Origin of the sequence: Klebsiella sp. CN_Kp106 (assembly GCF_040064575.1) — a bacterium.
Taxonomy (GTDB): domain Bacteria; phylum Pseudomonadota; class Gammaproteobacteria; order Enterobacterales; family Enterobacteriaceae; genus Klebsiella; species Klebsiella michiganensis.
The window spans coordinates 149,685-163,199 of sequence record NZ_JBEAIG010000001.1 but is presented as its reverse complement, the minus strand read 5'-3'; the positions used below and the strand labels follow the sequence as shown (position 1 = coordinate 163,199).

Annotated in this window: 10 protein-coding genes; 8 read left to right on the top strand and 2 right to left on the bottom strand. The window is 57.1% G+C overall.

The genetic code is table 11. The annotated features are described in order from the left end of the window. Positions 1–209 precede the first annotated feature (209 nt). The 5 genes from cadB to ABLU96_RS00655 all read left to right on the top strand — a co-directional run bounded on the left by cadB (position 210) and on the right by ABLU96_RS00655 (position 7,736). Complete coding sequence (gene cadB / locus ABLU96_RS00675; protein WP_004848490.1) at positions 210–1,547, top strand: cadaverine/lysine antiporter; 1,338 nt, start codon at positions 210–212, stop codon at positions 1,545–1,547. An 81-nt stretch (positions 1,548–1,628) separates the two neighbouring features. Continuing rightward, positions 1,629–3,776, top strand: coding sequence for a lysine decarboxylase CadA (cadA, locus tag ABLU96_RS00670; RefSeq protein WP_004848492.1), 2,148 nt, complete (start codon positions 1,629–1,631; stop codon positions 3,774–3,776). A 59-nt stretch (positions 3,777–3,835) separates the two neighbouring features. After that, positions 3,836–5,311: a dipeptide permease DtpD gene (dtpD, locus tag ABLU96_RS00665; RefSeq protein ID WP_014228245.1), complete on the top strand. Its 1,476-nt coding sequence runs from the start codon at positions 3,836–3,838 to the stop codon at positions 5,309–5,311. Between the two features lie 341 nt (positions 5,312–5,652). Continuing rightward, the gene (gene lysS / locus ABLU96_RS00660) at positions 5,653–7,170 is read left to right on the top strand and encodes a lysine--tRNA ligase (protein ID WP_004848495.1); all 1,518 of its coding nucleotides are present in this window, start codon (positions 5,653–5,655) and stop codon (positions 7,168–7,170) included. 152 nt (positions 7,171–7,322) lie between these two features. Then, on the top strand, positions 7,323–7,736 hold the full coding sequence (locus tag ABLU96_RS00655; RefSeq protein WP_014228246.1) for a hypothetical protein: 414 nt from the start codon (positions 7,323–7,325) through the stop codon (positions 7,734–7,736). A 153-nt stretch (positions 7,737–7,889) separates the two neighbouring features. Here ABLU96_RS00655 and ABLU96_RS00650 read toward each other — a convergent pair whose 3' ends face one another. Next, on the bottom strand, positions 7,890–8,765 hold the full coding sequence (locus tag ABLU96_RS00650; RefSeq protein ID WP_025107110.1) for an extended-spectrum class A beta-lactamase OXY-1-2: 876 nt from the start codon (positions 8,763–8,765) through the stop codon (positions 7,890–7,892). A 162-nt stretch (positions 8,766–8,927) separates the two neighbouring features. Between ABLU96_RS00650 and ABLU96_RS00645 the strand changes: the two genes are divergently transcribed. Then, complete coding sequence (locus ABLU96_RS00645) at positions 8,928–9,959, top strand: Gfo/Idh/MocA family oxidoreductase (protein WP_064405447.1); 1,032 nt, start codon at positions 8,928–8,930, stop codon at positions 9,957–9,959. A gap of 43 nt (positions 9,960–10,002) precedes the next feature. On the opposite strand, the gene ABLU96_RS00640 is transcribed toward ABLU96_RS00645, so the two are convergent. Continuing rightward, positions 10,003–11,010 (bottom strand): Gfo/Idh/MocA family oxidoreductase, encoded by a 1,008-nt coding sequence (locus tag ABLU96_RS00640; protein ID WP_049079242.1) that lies wholly within the window; start codon positions 11,008–11,010, stop codon positions 10,003–10,005. Between the two features lie 104 nt (positions 11,011–11,114). Here ABLU96_RS00640 and ABLU96_RS00635 point away from each other — a divergent pair, with 104 nt between their 5' ends. Together ABLU96_RS00635 and ABLU96_RS00630 are read left to right on the top strand one after the other, a co-directional pair. Next, complete coding sequence (locus tag ABLU96_RS00635; RefSeq protein WP_064405449.1) at positions 11,115–12,134, top strand: LacI family DNA-binding transcriptional regulator; 1,020 nt, start codon at positions 11,115–11,117, stop codon at positions 12,132–12,134. Positions 12,135–12,583: 449 nt separating this feature from the next. Next, positions 12,584–13,507: a sugar ABC transporter substrate-binding protein gene (locus ABLU96_RS00630; protein WP_004848507.1), complete on the top strand. Its 924-nt coding sequence runs from the start codon at positions 12,584–12,586 to the stop codon at positions 13,505–13,507. The last annotated feature ends 8 nt before the right edge of the window (positions 13,508–13,515 follow it).

Genomic DNA, 13,515 nt, shown 5'->3' with positions numbered 1-13,515 from the left:
TATTTACCTTTTCCTGATATCAACATGTCATCCTGATATGTTGCGCGAAAAAGGTCAAAATATCATTTGTCTGATGTTTGCAGTTATTTCACTTTATCTTTAGGACTTATCTCGTACTAATCCGTAATCTTGTTGGCAGTTGGTCGGGTCAATAAAAGGTTCATCATCATGATCTGTACCTCCCAAATAAACTTAGGAGAAAAGCAAACATGAGTTCTGCCAAGAAGATCGGGCTATTTGCCTGTACCGGCGTAGTCGCCGGTAATATGATGGGGAGCGGTATTGCATTATTACCTGCAAACCTCGCTAGCATCGGTGGTATTGCCATCTGGGGTTGGGTGATTTCTATTATTGGCGCGATGTCTCTGGCTTATGTTTATGCCCGGCTGGCGACCAAGAATCCGCAGCAGGGTGGCCCAATTGCCTACGCCGGTGAAATATCCCCAGCGTTCGGTTTCCAGACCGGCGTGCTTTATTATCACGCCAACTGGATCGGTAACCTGGCAATCGGTATTACCGCCGTCTCTTATTTATCAACATTCTTCCCAATTTTAAATAACCCGGTGCCGGCAGGTATTGCCTGTATCGCCATCGTATGGATATTCACCTTCGTGAATATGCTCGGCGGGACCTGGGTGAGCCGCCTGACAACAATTGGCCTGGTACTGGTACTTATTCCTGTGGTCATGACCGCGGTGGTCGGCTGGCACTGGTTTGATGCCGCAACCTATCAGGCAAACTGGAACACCTCCAGCACCACTGACAGCCACGCGGTAATCAAAAGTATCCTGCTCTGCCTGTGGGCCTTTGTCGGGGTAGAATCTGCCGCCGTGAGTACCGGGATGGTGAAAAACCCGAAACGCACCGTGCCGCTGGCCACCATGCTGGGCACCGCGATGGCCGGTATCGTCTACATCGCCGCGACCCAGGTGATTGCGGGTATGTATCCTGCCTCTCAGATGGCCGCATCCGGTGCGCCGTTTGCAGTGAGCGCCTCCACCATTCTCGGCGGCTGGGCTGCGCCGATGGTTTCCGCCTTCACCGCCTTTGCCTGCCTGACTTCGCTGGGTTCGTGGATGATGCTGGTGGGTCAGGCCGGCGTACGTGCCGCCAATGACGGTAACTTCCCGAAAGTGTATGGCGAACTCGACAGCAACGGTATTCCGAAAAAAGGCCTGCTGCTGGCCGCGGTGAAAATGACCGCGCTGATGGTGCTGATTACCCTGATGAACTCTACCGGCGGCAAAGCGTCTGACCTGTTCGGTGAGCTGACCGGTATCGCGGTACTGCTGACCATGCTGCCTTATTTCTACTCCTGCGTTGACCTGATTCGCTTCGAAGGCATCAATGTACGCAACTTCGTCAGCCTGATTTGCTCCGTACTCGGCTGCGCGTTCTGCTTCATCGCCCTGATGGGGGCAAGCTCCTTCGAACTGGCCGGTACCTTTATCGTCAGCCTGATTATCCTGATGTTCTACGGTCGCAAAATGCACCAGCGTCAGAACAACGACAACTCCGCTGATAGCAGCACCGCCAGCGCGCATTAATCAGCAACCCTATTCCTGAGGCTCCTTCCATCACCTGTCACGACGTGGCGGGAGGGGCTTTCTTTATCTGGAGATTTGACTATGAACGTTATCGCAATCATGAATCACATGGGTGTCTACTTCAAAGAAGAACCCATCCGTGAACTGCATCGCGCCCTCGAACGCCTGGACTTCCGTATTGTCTACCCGAACGACCGTGAAGACTTATTAAAACTTATCGAAAACAATGCGCGTCTGTGCGGCGTGATCTTCGACTGGGATAAATACAATCTCGAACTGTGCGAAGACATCAGCAAAATGAACGAATACATGCCGCTGTACGCCTTTGCGAACACTTACTCAACGCTGGACGTGAGCCTCAACGATCTGCGGATGCAGGTTCGCTTCTTCGAATATGCGCTGGGCGCAGCGGAAGATATTGCCAACAAAATCAAACAGAATACCGACGAGTATATCGACACCATTCTGCCGCCGCTGACCAAAGCGCTGTTTAAATACGTGCGTGAAGGCAAATACACCTTCTGTACCCCAGGCCATATGGGCGGTACCGCGTTCCAGAAAAGCCCGGTCGGCAGCATCTTCTACGATTTCTTTGGTTCCAATACCATGAAATCCGATATCTCGATTTCGGTTTCTGAACTCGGTTCTCTGCTGGACCACAGCGGCCCGCACAAAGAAGCGGAAGAGTACATCGCCCGCGTCTTCAACGCGGAACGCAGCTACATGGTGACCAACGGGACCTCTACCGCCAACAAAATTGTCGGCATGTATTCCGCCCCGGCCGGTAGCACCGTGCTGATTGACCGTAACTGCCATAAATCGCTGACCCATCTGATGATGATGAGCGACATTACGCCAATCTACTTCCGCCCGACCCGCAACGCCTACGGTATCCTCGGCGGTATCCCGCAGAGCGAATTCCAGCATGCGACCATCGCGAAGCGCGTGAAAGAAACCCCGAACGCGACCTGGCCGGTGCACGCGGTTATCACCAACTCCACCTATGACGGTCTGCTGTACAACACGGACTACATCAAGAAAACCCTGGATGTGAAATCCATCCACTTTGACTCCGCGTGGGTGCCTTACACCAACTTCTCGCCGATTTATGAAGGCAAATGCGGGATGAGCGGCGGCCGCGTCGAAGGGAAAGTGATTTACGAAACCCAGTCCACGCACAAACTGCTGGCGGCGTTCTCTCAGGCCTCGATGATTCACGTTAAAGGCGACGTGAACGAAGAAACCTTTAACGAAGCCTACATGATGCACACCACCACTTCTCCGCACTACGGCGTGGTGGCCTCGACGGAAACCGCGGCGGCGATGATGAAAGGCAACGCCGGTAAGCGCCTGATTGACGGCTCTATCGAACGTTCAATCAAGTTCCGTAAAGAGATCAAACGTCTGAAAGGCGAGTCCGACGGCTGGTTCTTCGACGTCTGGCAGCCGGAACATATCGATGGCGCTGAATGCTGGCCGCTGCGCTCCGACAGCGCGTGGCACGGCTTCAAAAACATCGATAACGAGCACATGTATCTCGACCCGATTAAAGTCACGCTGCTGACTCCGGGGATGAAGAAAGACGGCACCATGGATGAGTTCGGTATTCCGGCGAGCATCGTGGCGAAGTATCTCGACGAGCACGGTATCGTGGTCGAAAAAACCGGTCCGTACAACCTGCTGTTCCTGTTCAGTATCGGTATCGACAAAACCAAAGCGCTGAGCCTGCTGCGTGCGCTGACCGATTTCAAACGCGCGTTCGACCTGAACCTGCGGGTGAAAAACATGCTGCCGTCGCTGTATCGTGAAGATCCGGAATTCTACGAAAACATGCGCGTTCAGGAACTGGCGCAGAACATTCATAAACTGATTGAGCACCACAACCTGCCGGATCTGATGTTCCGCGCGTTCGAAGTGCTGCCGACCATGATGATCACGCCGTACGCCGCGTTCCAGAAAGAGCTGCACGGTCAGACCGAAGAGGTGTATCTCGAAGAGATGGTGGGCCGCGTCAACGCCAATATGATCCTGCCGTATCCTCCGGGAGTGCCGCTGGTCATGCCGGGTGAAATGATCACCGAAGAGAGCCGTCCGGTGCTGGAGTTCCTGCAGATGCTGTGCGAAATCGGCGCCCACTATCCGGGCTTCGAAACCGATATCCACGGCGCCTATCGTCAGGCGGATGGTCGTTACACCGTTAAAGTGCTGAAAGAAGAAAATAACAAATAATCGATGCACAACAGGGAAGTGGCTTGCCACTTCCCTTTTTCACGCTGCAAGGAGAACACATGAAAACACCCTCACAGCCGCGCGCGATTTATTACATCGTTGCGATCCAAATCTGGGAATATTTCAGCTTTTACGGCATGCGTGCCTTACTCATCCTCTACCTCACCCATCAGCTCGGCTTTGATGACAGCCACGCTATCAGCCTGTTCAGCGCTTACGCTTCCCTCGTGTACGTCACTCCTATTCTCGGCGGCTGGCTTGCCGACCGCCTGCTCGGCAACCGCACGGCGGTGATTGCCGGCGCGCTGTTAATGACGCTTGGCCACGTGGTGCTGGGCGTGGAATCCGATTCCACCTGGAGCCTGTACCTCGCGCTGGCGATCATTATCTGCGGCTACGGCCTGTTCAAATCCAACATCAGCTGCCTGCTGGGCGAGCTCTACGCCGTTGACGACCCTCGCCGCGACGGCGGTTTTTCGCTGCTGTACGCCGCCGGTAACGTCGGCTCCATCGCCGCGCCTATCGCCTGTGGGCTGGCGGCGCAGTGGTACGGCTGGCATATCGGCTTTGCGCTGGCGGGAATCGGCATGTTTGTCGGCCTGATGATTTTCCTCAGCGGTAGCCGCTACTTCCGCCACGCGCGCGGCGTCGATAAACAGGCGCTGCGGGCGGTAAAGTTTGTGCTGCCGACCTGGGGCTGGCTGGTGGTGATGCTCTGCGTTGCGCCGGTGTTTTTCACGCTGCTGCTGGAGAATAACTGGTCCGGCTATCTGCTGGCGATCGTGTGCGTGTTCGCCGCCCAGATGGTGGCGCGCATTATGGTCAAATCGCCGGAGCATCGCCGCGCGCTGTGGCAGATCGTTCTGCTGATGCTGACCGGGACTCTGTTCTGGGTTCTGGCGCAGCAGGGCGGGAGTTCGATCAGCCTGTTCATCGACCACTTTGTTAACCGTCGTCTGCTGAATATTGAGGTGCCGACCGCGCTGTTCCAGTCGGTTAACGCCGTGGCGGTGATGGCGGCTGGCGTCGTGCTGGCGTGGCTGATGCGGCCGGAAGGCGCGACCCGCTCGGCGCTGCGCGTGTGGCTGAAGTTCGCCTTTGGCCTGGTGCTGATGGGCTGCGGCTTTATGCTGCTGGCGCTTAACGCGCGCCACGGCGCGGCGGAAGGGCAGGCATCAATGGGCATGATGGTGGCCGGCCTGGCGCTGATGGGCTTTGCCGAACTGTTTATCGACCCGGTAGCGATGGCGCAGATCACCCGCCTCAATATGCCCGGCGTCACCGGGGTACTGACCGGGATTTATATGCTGGCGACCGGCGCGGTAGCCAACTGGCTGGCGGGAGTGGTGGCGCAGCAGACCACCGAGTCGCAGATCAGCGATACGGCGATTGCCGCGTATCAGCACTTCTTTGCCCAGATGGGCGAATGGACGCTGGGCTGCGTGGCGGTGATTGTCGTCGTCGCCTTCGCCGCCGCGTTTAGCGTCGGCAAACGTCGCGCGGCCGCCGGTGAACTTCCCGGCGGCGGCGCCTAGCCCCGTCTGGCGACAGGTCCGGCTTACCGGGGCTACAAAATCGTGCTGCCTGGTAGCCCGGCTAAGGCGTTTACGCCGCGAGCCGGGGATCGGTAACCCCAACAGTGGAGCGACAAGCAGCTCCTTGCACCGTTTACTGAACAGGAGGAGGATATTCTGGCAGGCGCGGAAGCCGAAGATAAAAAACTGTTACTGAAGCGATGGCTGAGCGAAATCAGCCGGAATTGAAGCCAGGCTCCTTAAGATTGTTCTTTGGCGTCGACGCCGGAACAGGCCGCGCTGGAGAGTGACCTGGTTCAATTATCGAAGCAAGTTTGCAAGCAGGGTTATGAGGAACCAACATGTCTGAACAACAAGCACAAGGTGCCGATGAGGCAATTGACCTTAATAATGAACTGAAAACCCGTCGTGAAAAACTGGCCGCGCTGCGCGAGCAGGGCGTGGCGTTCCCGAATGATTTTCGCCGTGACCACACTTCTGACCAGCTCCATGCGGAATTTGATGGTAAGGAAAACGACGAGCTCACCTCTCTGAACGTCGAGGTCGCCGTGGCTGGCCGCATGATGACCCGCCGGATTATGGGGAAAGCCTCTTTCGTCACCTTACAGGACGTCGGCGGCCGCATTCAGCTGTACGTCGCGCGCGACGATCTGGCGGAAGGCGTCTACAACGAACAGTTTAAGAAATGGGATCTTGGCGACATCATCGCCGCCCGCGGTAAGCTGTTTAAAACCCAGACCGGCGAACTCTCCATTCACTGCACCGAGCTGCGCCTGCTGACCAAGGCATTGCGCCCGCTGCCGGACAAGTTTCACGGCCTGCAGGATCAGGAGGCGCGCTATCGTCAGCGCTATCTGGATCTGATCTCCAACGAAGAGTCGCGCCACACCTTCAAGGTGCGTTCGCAGATCCTCGCCACCATGCGTCAGTTCATGGTCGCGCGCGGCTTTATGGAAGTCGAGACTCCGATGATGCAGGTGATCCCCGGCGGCGCCTCCGCGCGTCCGTTTATCACCCATCACAACGCGCTCGATCTGGATATGTATCTGCGCATCGCGCCGGAGCTGTATCTGAAACGGCTGGTGGTCGGCGGCTTCGAACGGGTGTTCGAAATCAACCGCAACTTCCGTAACGAAGGCATCTCCGTGCGCCACAACCCTGAGTTCACCATGATGGAACTCTATATGGCGTATGCGGATTACAAAGATCTGATCGAACTGACCGAATCTCTGTTCCGCACGCTGGCGCAGACCGTGCTGGGGAAAACCGAAGTCCCGTACGGCGACCAGGTGTTCGACTTCGGCAAGCCGTTTGAAAAACTGACCATGCGCGAAGCGATCAAGAAATACCGTCCGGAAACCGAGATGGCGGATCTGGATAACTTCGAGGCGGCAAAAGCGCTGGCGGAATCCATCGGTATTCACGTTGAGAAGAGCTGGGGGCTGGGGCGTATCGTCACCGAGATTTTCGACGAAGTAGCGGAAGCCCATCTGATCCAGCCAACCTTTATCACCGAGTATCCGGCGGAGGTTTCGCCGCTGGCGCGCCGTAACGACGTGAACCCGGAAATCACCGATCGCTTCGAGTTCTTTATCGGCGGGCGTGAAATCGGCAACGGCTTTAGCGAGCTGAACGACGCGGAAGACCAGGCCCAGCGTTTCCAGGATCAGGTCAACGCCAAAGCGGCGGGGGATGATGAAGCGATGTTCTACGACGAAGACTACGTCACCGCGCTGGAATATGGCCTGCCGCCGACGGCCGGTCTGGGCATCGGTATCGACCGCATGGTGATGCTGTTTACCAACAGCCATACCATTCGCGACGTGATTCTGTTCCCGGCAATGCGTCCGCAGAAGTAAATCCCGCTAAAACCAGGTCCCCTCGTTTCCCTGAACCGGGGGGCCTTTATTTCGACGTGTTTAATTCCGACGAGTAATAATTGCGAATCAGCTTACTCCGGACACCTTATGTGCTATAACAGCGCGCATAAAAAACATAAGGTGTTAATTAAATGAAAAAAATAAAATTAATTGTTGGTGGCGTGATCTGTGCAAGTTATTTATTTACGTCAGTGTTATCAATGGCAAGTGATAATATCAACAACCATACCGTTCATTTTGATAAAGGCAGCAACGGCACGATAATAAAAAGCACCGTGACCGGTGACGGTGTTAACGACTATACGCTGGAGGCGAAAGCGGGCCAGATGATGCATATCAATATGAACAGCCAGCGGCCGCATCCTTATTTTAATGTTATCGCTCCTGATAATAATTCGATTTTTAACGGTTCTCTGAGCGGTGATACCTTTGAGCAACGTCTGATGAGCAGCGGTAAATATACGGTGCGGGTTTATCAGATGGGCGGAGCGCGCGATGAAAGGAAAACCAGCGCTTACGCGCTGACGTTTAAAATTACCGACTAATATTTGGCGGCTGTCTATTCAGGCTGTCCCGGAGGCGGCGCGCTGCGCCTGTCCGGGCTACCGGCCCGCAGACGGCGGTGGACCCGTAGCCCGGTCAGCGCAGCGCCACCGGGAAACAAAGCGCAGAGTGTTGCAGAGGGGCCTGTTCCCGGGTTAAAGCCCTTCGGTGACGATTTTTGCCGCCGCGGCTAACACCTCTTTGCGGCTTTTCGCATCCTGCTGCGGCTGGGTAAAATAGGTCACCAGCACCAGCGGGGCATGATTTTCGGGCCAGATCACCGCGATATCGTTGGTGGTGCCGTAATCTCCGCCGCCGGTTTTATCCCCGACCACCCAGCTTGCGGGCAGGCCTGCGCGAATGCTTTGCCCGCCGGTGGTATTGCCTTTTAGCCACGTTACTAACTGGGCGCGCTGCTGTTCGCCCAGCGCATTGCCCAGCGTCAGCTTGCGCAGGCTTTCGGCCATCGCCAACGGGGTGGTGGTATCGCGCTTATCGCCGGGAATCGCGCTGTTCAGCGCCGGCTCCGTACGATCGAGACGAAAAGTGACATCCCCGATACTCTGGGCGAATGCGGTCACCTTTTCCGGTCCGCCAAGGTAGCTAATCATCTTATTCATCGCGGTATTGTCGCTGTACTGCAGCGCCGCCGCGCTGAGTTCCGCCAGGGTCATTCCGCTTTGCAGATGTTTTTCGGTGATCGGGCTCCAGACCACTAAATCCGATTTTTTAATCTCCAGCCTTTTATTCACCACCTCTGGATTGCTTTCGCTCTGTTTTAACACCGCGGCGGCGGCCATCACTTTACCGGTGCTGCACATGGCAAAACGTTCATCGCCGCGATAGAGGGTTTGCGAATCATCTGCCGTGTTAATCAGCGCTACGCCCAGCCGACCGCCGGAACGTTTTTCTAAATCAGCCAGCTTTTGCTGGATAGCATCGGCACTGGCCCATAATGAACCGCTCGCCAGCAGCAGCGGAACGGCGGCGGCGGCCATCAGGGCGGTTTTACGCCACGAACTTTTCAACATCTCAGACTCCTTGATAGTGATGAGCTGCCCGGACTATCCGCGACTCCCGCGCTTTTGACAAGCAGTATGTCGATGATGGAATTCCATCATAAATTCGTTATTCGTCCTCCTCTGCGCCTGCTTATAGTGTCTCTCCCCGGCAAAATAAAATCAGGAGCCGCTATGTTCCCGTCACAGTTACCCAAACCGCGCCATCCCGCCGCCTCGGCGATCCCCTCGCTGCGTTGGGCCATTATTGGCCCCGGCTGGATTGCCGAGCGCTTTGTGAAATCGTTAAAAGAGCTCAGCCGCCAGCGGGTGGTTGCCGTCTCCTCGCGCACGCAGCAAAAAGCCGACGATTTCGCCGCCCGCTGGGGGATCCCGCAGGCTTACGCTCAGGTGGATGAGATGCTGGCGCGACCGGATATTGATGCGGTTTACGTTGCCACGCCGCATAACCACCACTTTCCCGACGGGCTGCGGGTGCTGCAGGCGGGCAAACATGTGCTGATTGAAAAGCCGTTTGCGCTGAACCGGCGGGAAGGCGCGGCGCTGAAAGCGGAGGCCATGAAGCAGGGGACGCTGGCGATGGAGGCGATGTGGTGCGACTACGCGCCGAAGTATGACGTGATTCGCCAGCTGCTGGAGGACGGCGTGCTGGGCGATCTGCACACGCTGCTCGCCGATCACGGCGAGTTTTTTACCCCGGATCATCGCATTTTTAATGCCGATCTCGCCGGCGGGCCGATGATGGATCTCGGCAGCTATCTGACCTCATTCTGCGTGATGGTCGGCGGCGTGCCGCAGGACATTATCGCCCGCGGGCGTCCCGCCCAAAGAGGCGTCAACGGGCAGATTTCGATGCTGTTTAACTGGGAAAACGGCTTACAGGGATTGCTCAATACCACCCTGTTCAGCAACACGCCGGGCGGCGCGGTGGTGGCCGGGCGCGATGCGACCCTTACCCTCGACGGGCAGTTCTACGCGCCGGGGAATTTTACCCTCGCCGCCAGCCAGGGCGGGCAGGTGCTGCGCTGGGAGGAGCCGCGCAACCGCTACGACCAGCTGTTTTATCAGGCCGAACATTTTGCCTGGTGCGTGGGGCAAGGGCTTGCGGACTCGCCGATCCGCCCGCTGGCCAGGGTGTTGGAAAACCTGAGCGTGATGGACGAAGTGCGGCGGCAGATTGGCGTGATATTTAACGAGGAGCGTTAACGGCGCGCCGTTGCCCCGTATGCCGACCGCATACGGGGCTTTTTTACGCCAGCGGTTCGACGCTGACAAACTGCCCTTGCCGCAGGGAAAGCACGGCGGCTTCGGCGATAGCCTGCGCCCGCAGCCCGTCCAGCAGCCCCGGCAGGTCCGGCACCGCTTCTCCGCCTAGCGAGCGGACAAAAGCATCCAGATGCGCGTAGTACGACCCCTCGACGCGACTGAACCAGTCCGGATAGAGGCCGGGCTGAATGCAGCGCGCTCCCTGCCACAGCGTGACGCCGCGCGATGCCTGACTGCCGGACTCTATCACCCCCTGCGGGCCAAGCAGGCTAATGCGCTCATCGTAGCCGTGGCCGGTGCGCCGGGTGTTGTCCAGCTGCGCCAGCGCGCCGCCGCGCATCCGCAGCATGACAATAGAGGTATCGACATCGTCGAATTCGGCAATTTCCGCCAGCGCCAGCGCACCCCCCAGCGCCGCGACGGTCGTCACTTCATCACCGGTAAGAAAGCGCAGCAGGTCAAAGAAGTGAATCGCCTGGTCGCGCATCTGGCCGCCGGAGCTGCGCAGATATTCCAGCGGCGGCATAACCGATGCCCGACACACCATCTGAACCAGTTCGATTTGGCCAATCGCGCCCGCCTCGATCTCCCGGCGCAGCTGTTGGTGGCTGGCGTCGAAGCGGCGGTTAAAGCCAACGGTCACCGGTACCCCGAGCGGCAGTACTTTCTCGACGACCTGGCGGGCGCGGGCCAGCGAAAGATCGATCGGTTTTTCGCAGTAGACCGCTTTTCCCGCGCGCGCGGCGGCTTCCAGCAGCGCCGCGTGTGAAGGCGTCGAGCTGGCGATCAGTACCGCGTCAATGGCGTCGCTATTGATGGCTTCGGCGACGGTTACCGCCCGCGCGCCGTAGCGGGAAGCCAGCGCTTTCGCCCGCTCGGGATCGGCGTCGGCCACCATGGCCAGAACGGTCCGCTCATGGCGAGCGAGGCTGGCGGCGTGAACCTGGCCAATAAAACCGCTGCCCAACAATGCAAAACGAATGCAGGTCATTTTTTTCTCCAGAAAGAGGGATTTAGCGTTGCCAAAGTAATCCGTTTGCTACACTGACCGACACGGGCGTTTTGATGGATTTCCATCATGGGGGAGACGAGACGATGAAAAGCATTTCGCTGGAGGCACTGGCTAAACGGATTGGCGTGGGCGTCGCGACCGTTGACCGGGTGCTTAACGAACGCGGCGGCGTGTCGCCGGAAACCACGCGCAGGGTGCTGGAGGCCGCGCGGGAGGCCGGGCTGAAGCGCATTCTGCCGGAAGAGCGCCGTCTTCCGTGGCAAATAGAAGTGTTTCTCAGCGATAACGATTCGCGCTTTTTCTCCCGTCTGACGCAGGATTTCGCCGACGTGGCGGATAGCCTTGGCTATCGCCGACTGACGCTGCACCGCACGCTGGTGGCGGAGTCCGCGCCGGAAAAGCTGGCGAAAAGCCTTATCCGCAGCAGCAAAAAGCGCCATGCGATAATTGTCTTTGGCAACGAACATCAGCGGGTCTATGACGCCTTGCGCCAGTGTCGCGAGGCGAACGTGCCGGTGATTACGCTGGTCACCGATCTCCCCGGCGCGCAGAGGCTTTGCCACGTCGGGATCGATCAGCAGCAGGCCGGCCGCACCGCGGGCATGATGATGGGGTTAATGGCGCACCGTCCTGGAGAAGTGCTGATGCTCAGCGGGCGCCAGGACTTCAGCGCTCATCGCTTACGGATTCAGGGATTTCGCGAGGTGATTAGCCAGCGCTTTCCGCATCTGCTGCTGGGCGAGGTTTTGGCGGGGGAGGACAACCGACAGCGAATCGACCGCGTGCTGGAAGAGGCCCTGCGCCGCAACCGCGACGTGGTGGGCATCTACAATACCGGGCTGGGCAACACGCAGGTGGCGCAGGCGCTGGCTCGCCATCGCTGCTACGGCGAGTGCTGCTGGATGACCCATGAACGCTACAGCACCACCCGTGAACAGCTGGCCCTGGGGGGAATGGCGCTGACGATCGATCAAAACCCGCGCCAGCATGCCCGTCTGGCGGTGGAGCTGGCCCTGCGCCATCTGGAAACCGGCTATCAGCCGCATCTCTTCAGCGACGGCAAGGTCGAATTTATCCTTTACAGCGCTGAAAACGTCGACTGAGCGCCCGCCGCCCGCGGGGCGACATCCCCTTTTACACCCTATATCCTGTCTCGTTTTAAACCGCTGCCGCTATCGGCGCGCCGCGCGGCAAACCGTCGCCTGCCTCTCATTTTTTGCGCATTTATGCGTCAATGTTAGATGTGTGTCAAAGTTCTGTTAACACGCAGTTTTAAAATTTTCATTTCAGTTATTTACTTATAAAAGTTTCATATGTGTTGTTAATGAAATAAATAGTCTGGAATTTTTCTTCCGCTATAAATGGACTAATGTTTCAAAAAACCATTTTAAAACAACTGAATTTTGTGATTTCGATCAACAACAAAAAATGCACCAGCGCGCGGGCTGTTTTTTCAAAAAGCTGGAAAAGCAGGCGCTTAACGCACAATTAATGAAACTATTTTTTCATTTTACCTTACCTAACCGATGTACCTGAAAATAAAGGATCAACGATGAATATTAAGAAAACGGTTGTTGCCTCTTTGATAGCCTGCATGCTGCCAGCGGTCGTGATGGCGAAAGATATTTCGGTCGGTGTTTCCATGGCGCTATTCGATGACAACTTCCTGACGATTCTGCGCACCGCAATGCAAAAAGAGATGCAAAAAGATGGCGTTAAGGCGCAGGTGGAAGATGCCAAAGGCGACGTCTCCCAGCAGCTACAGCAGGTGCAGAACTTTATTGGCCAGGGCGTCGACGCGATTATCGTCAACCCGGTCGACACCAACGCGGTCAAACCGATTATGGACCAGGCGACTAAAGCGGGCATTCCGCTGATCTTTGTTAACCGCCGCCCGCAGGCGCAGCTGACCGACAAAATGGCCTACGTTGGCTCCGACTCGGTGCTGGCGGGGCGCTTACAGATGGAAGCGTTAGCCAAAGCGATGAACGGCAAAGGGAACGTCGCCATTCTGCTCGGCGACCTGGCGAATGAATCGACCCGTGACCGCACCAAAGGCGTCGAAGAGGTGGTGGCGAAGTACCCGGATATCAAAATCGTGCAGAAGCAGACCGCGAAATTTACCCGCAACGATGCCGTTGACGTGGTCAGCAACTGGATGACCAGCGGCGAAGACATTCAGGCCATCGCCTCCAACAACGATGAAATGGCCATCGGCGCGCTGCAGGCGCTGGGTAAAAATCCGAACCATATCCTGATTGCCGGGGTGGACGGGACGCCGGATGCCCTGCAAATGCTCAAAAACGGCAAGATGATCGCCACGATTTTCCAGGATGCCAAAGGGCAGGGCGAAGGCGCGGTGGATGCCGCCATTAAGCTGGCCAACGGCGAGAAAGTGGAAAAGATCATCGACGTCCCTTACCAGCTGATCACCAAAGACAACATGGCTGAGTTCGTTAATCGCAACCAGAAATAGTCGCTCAG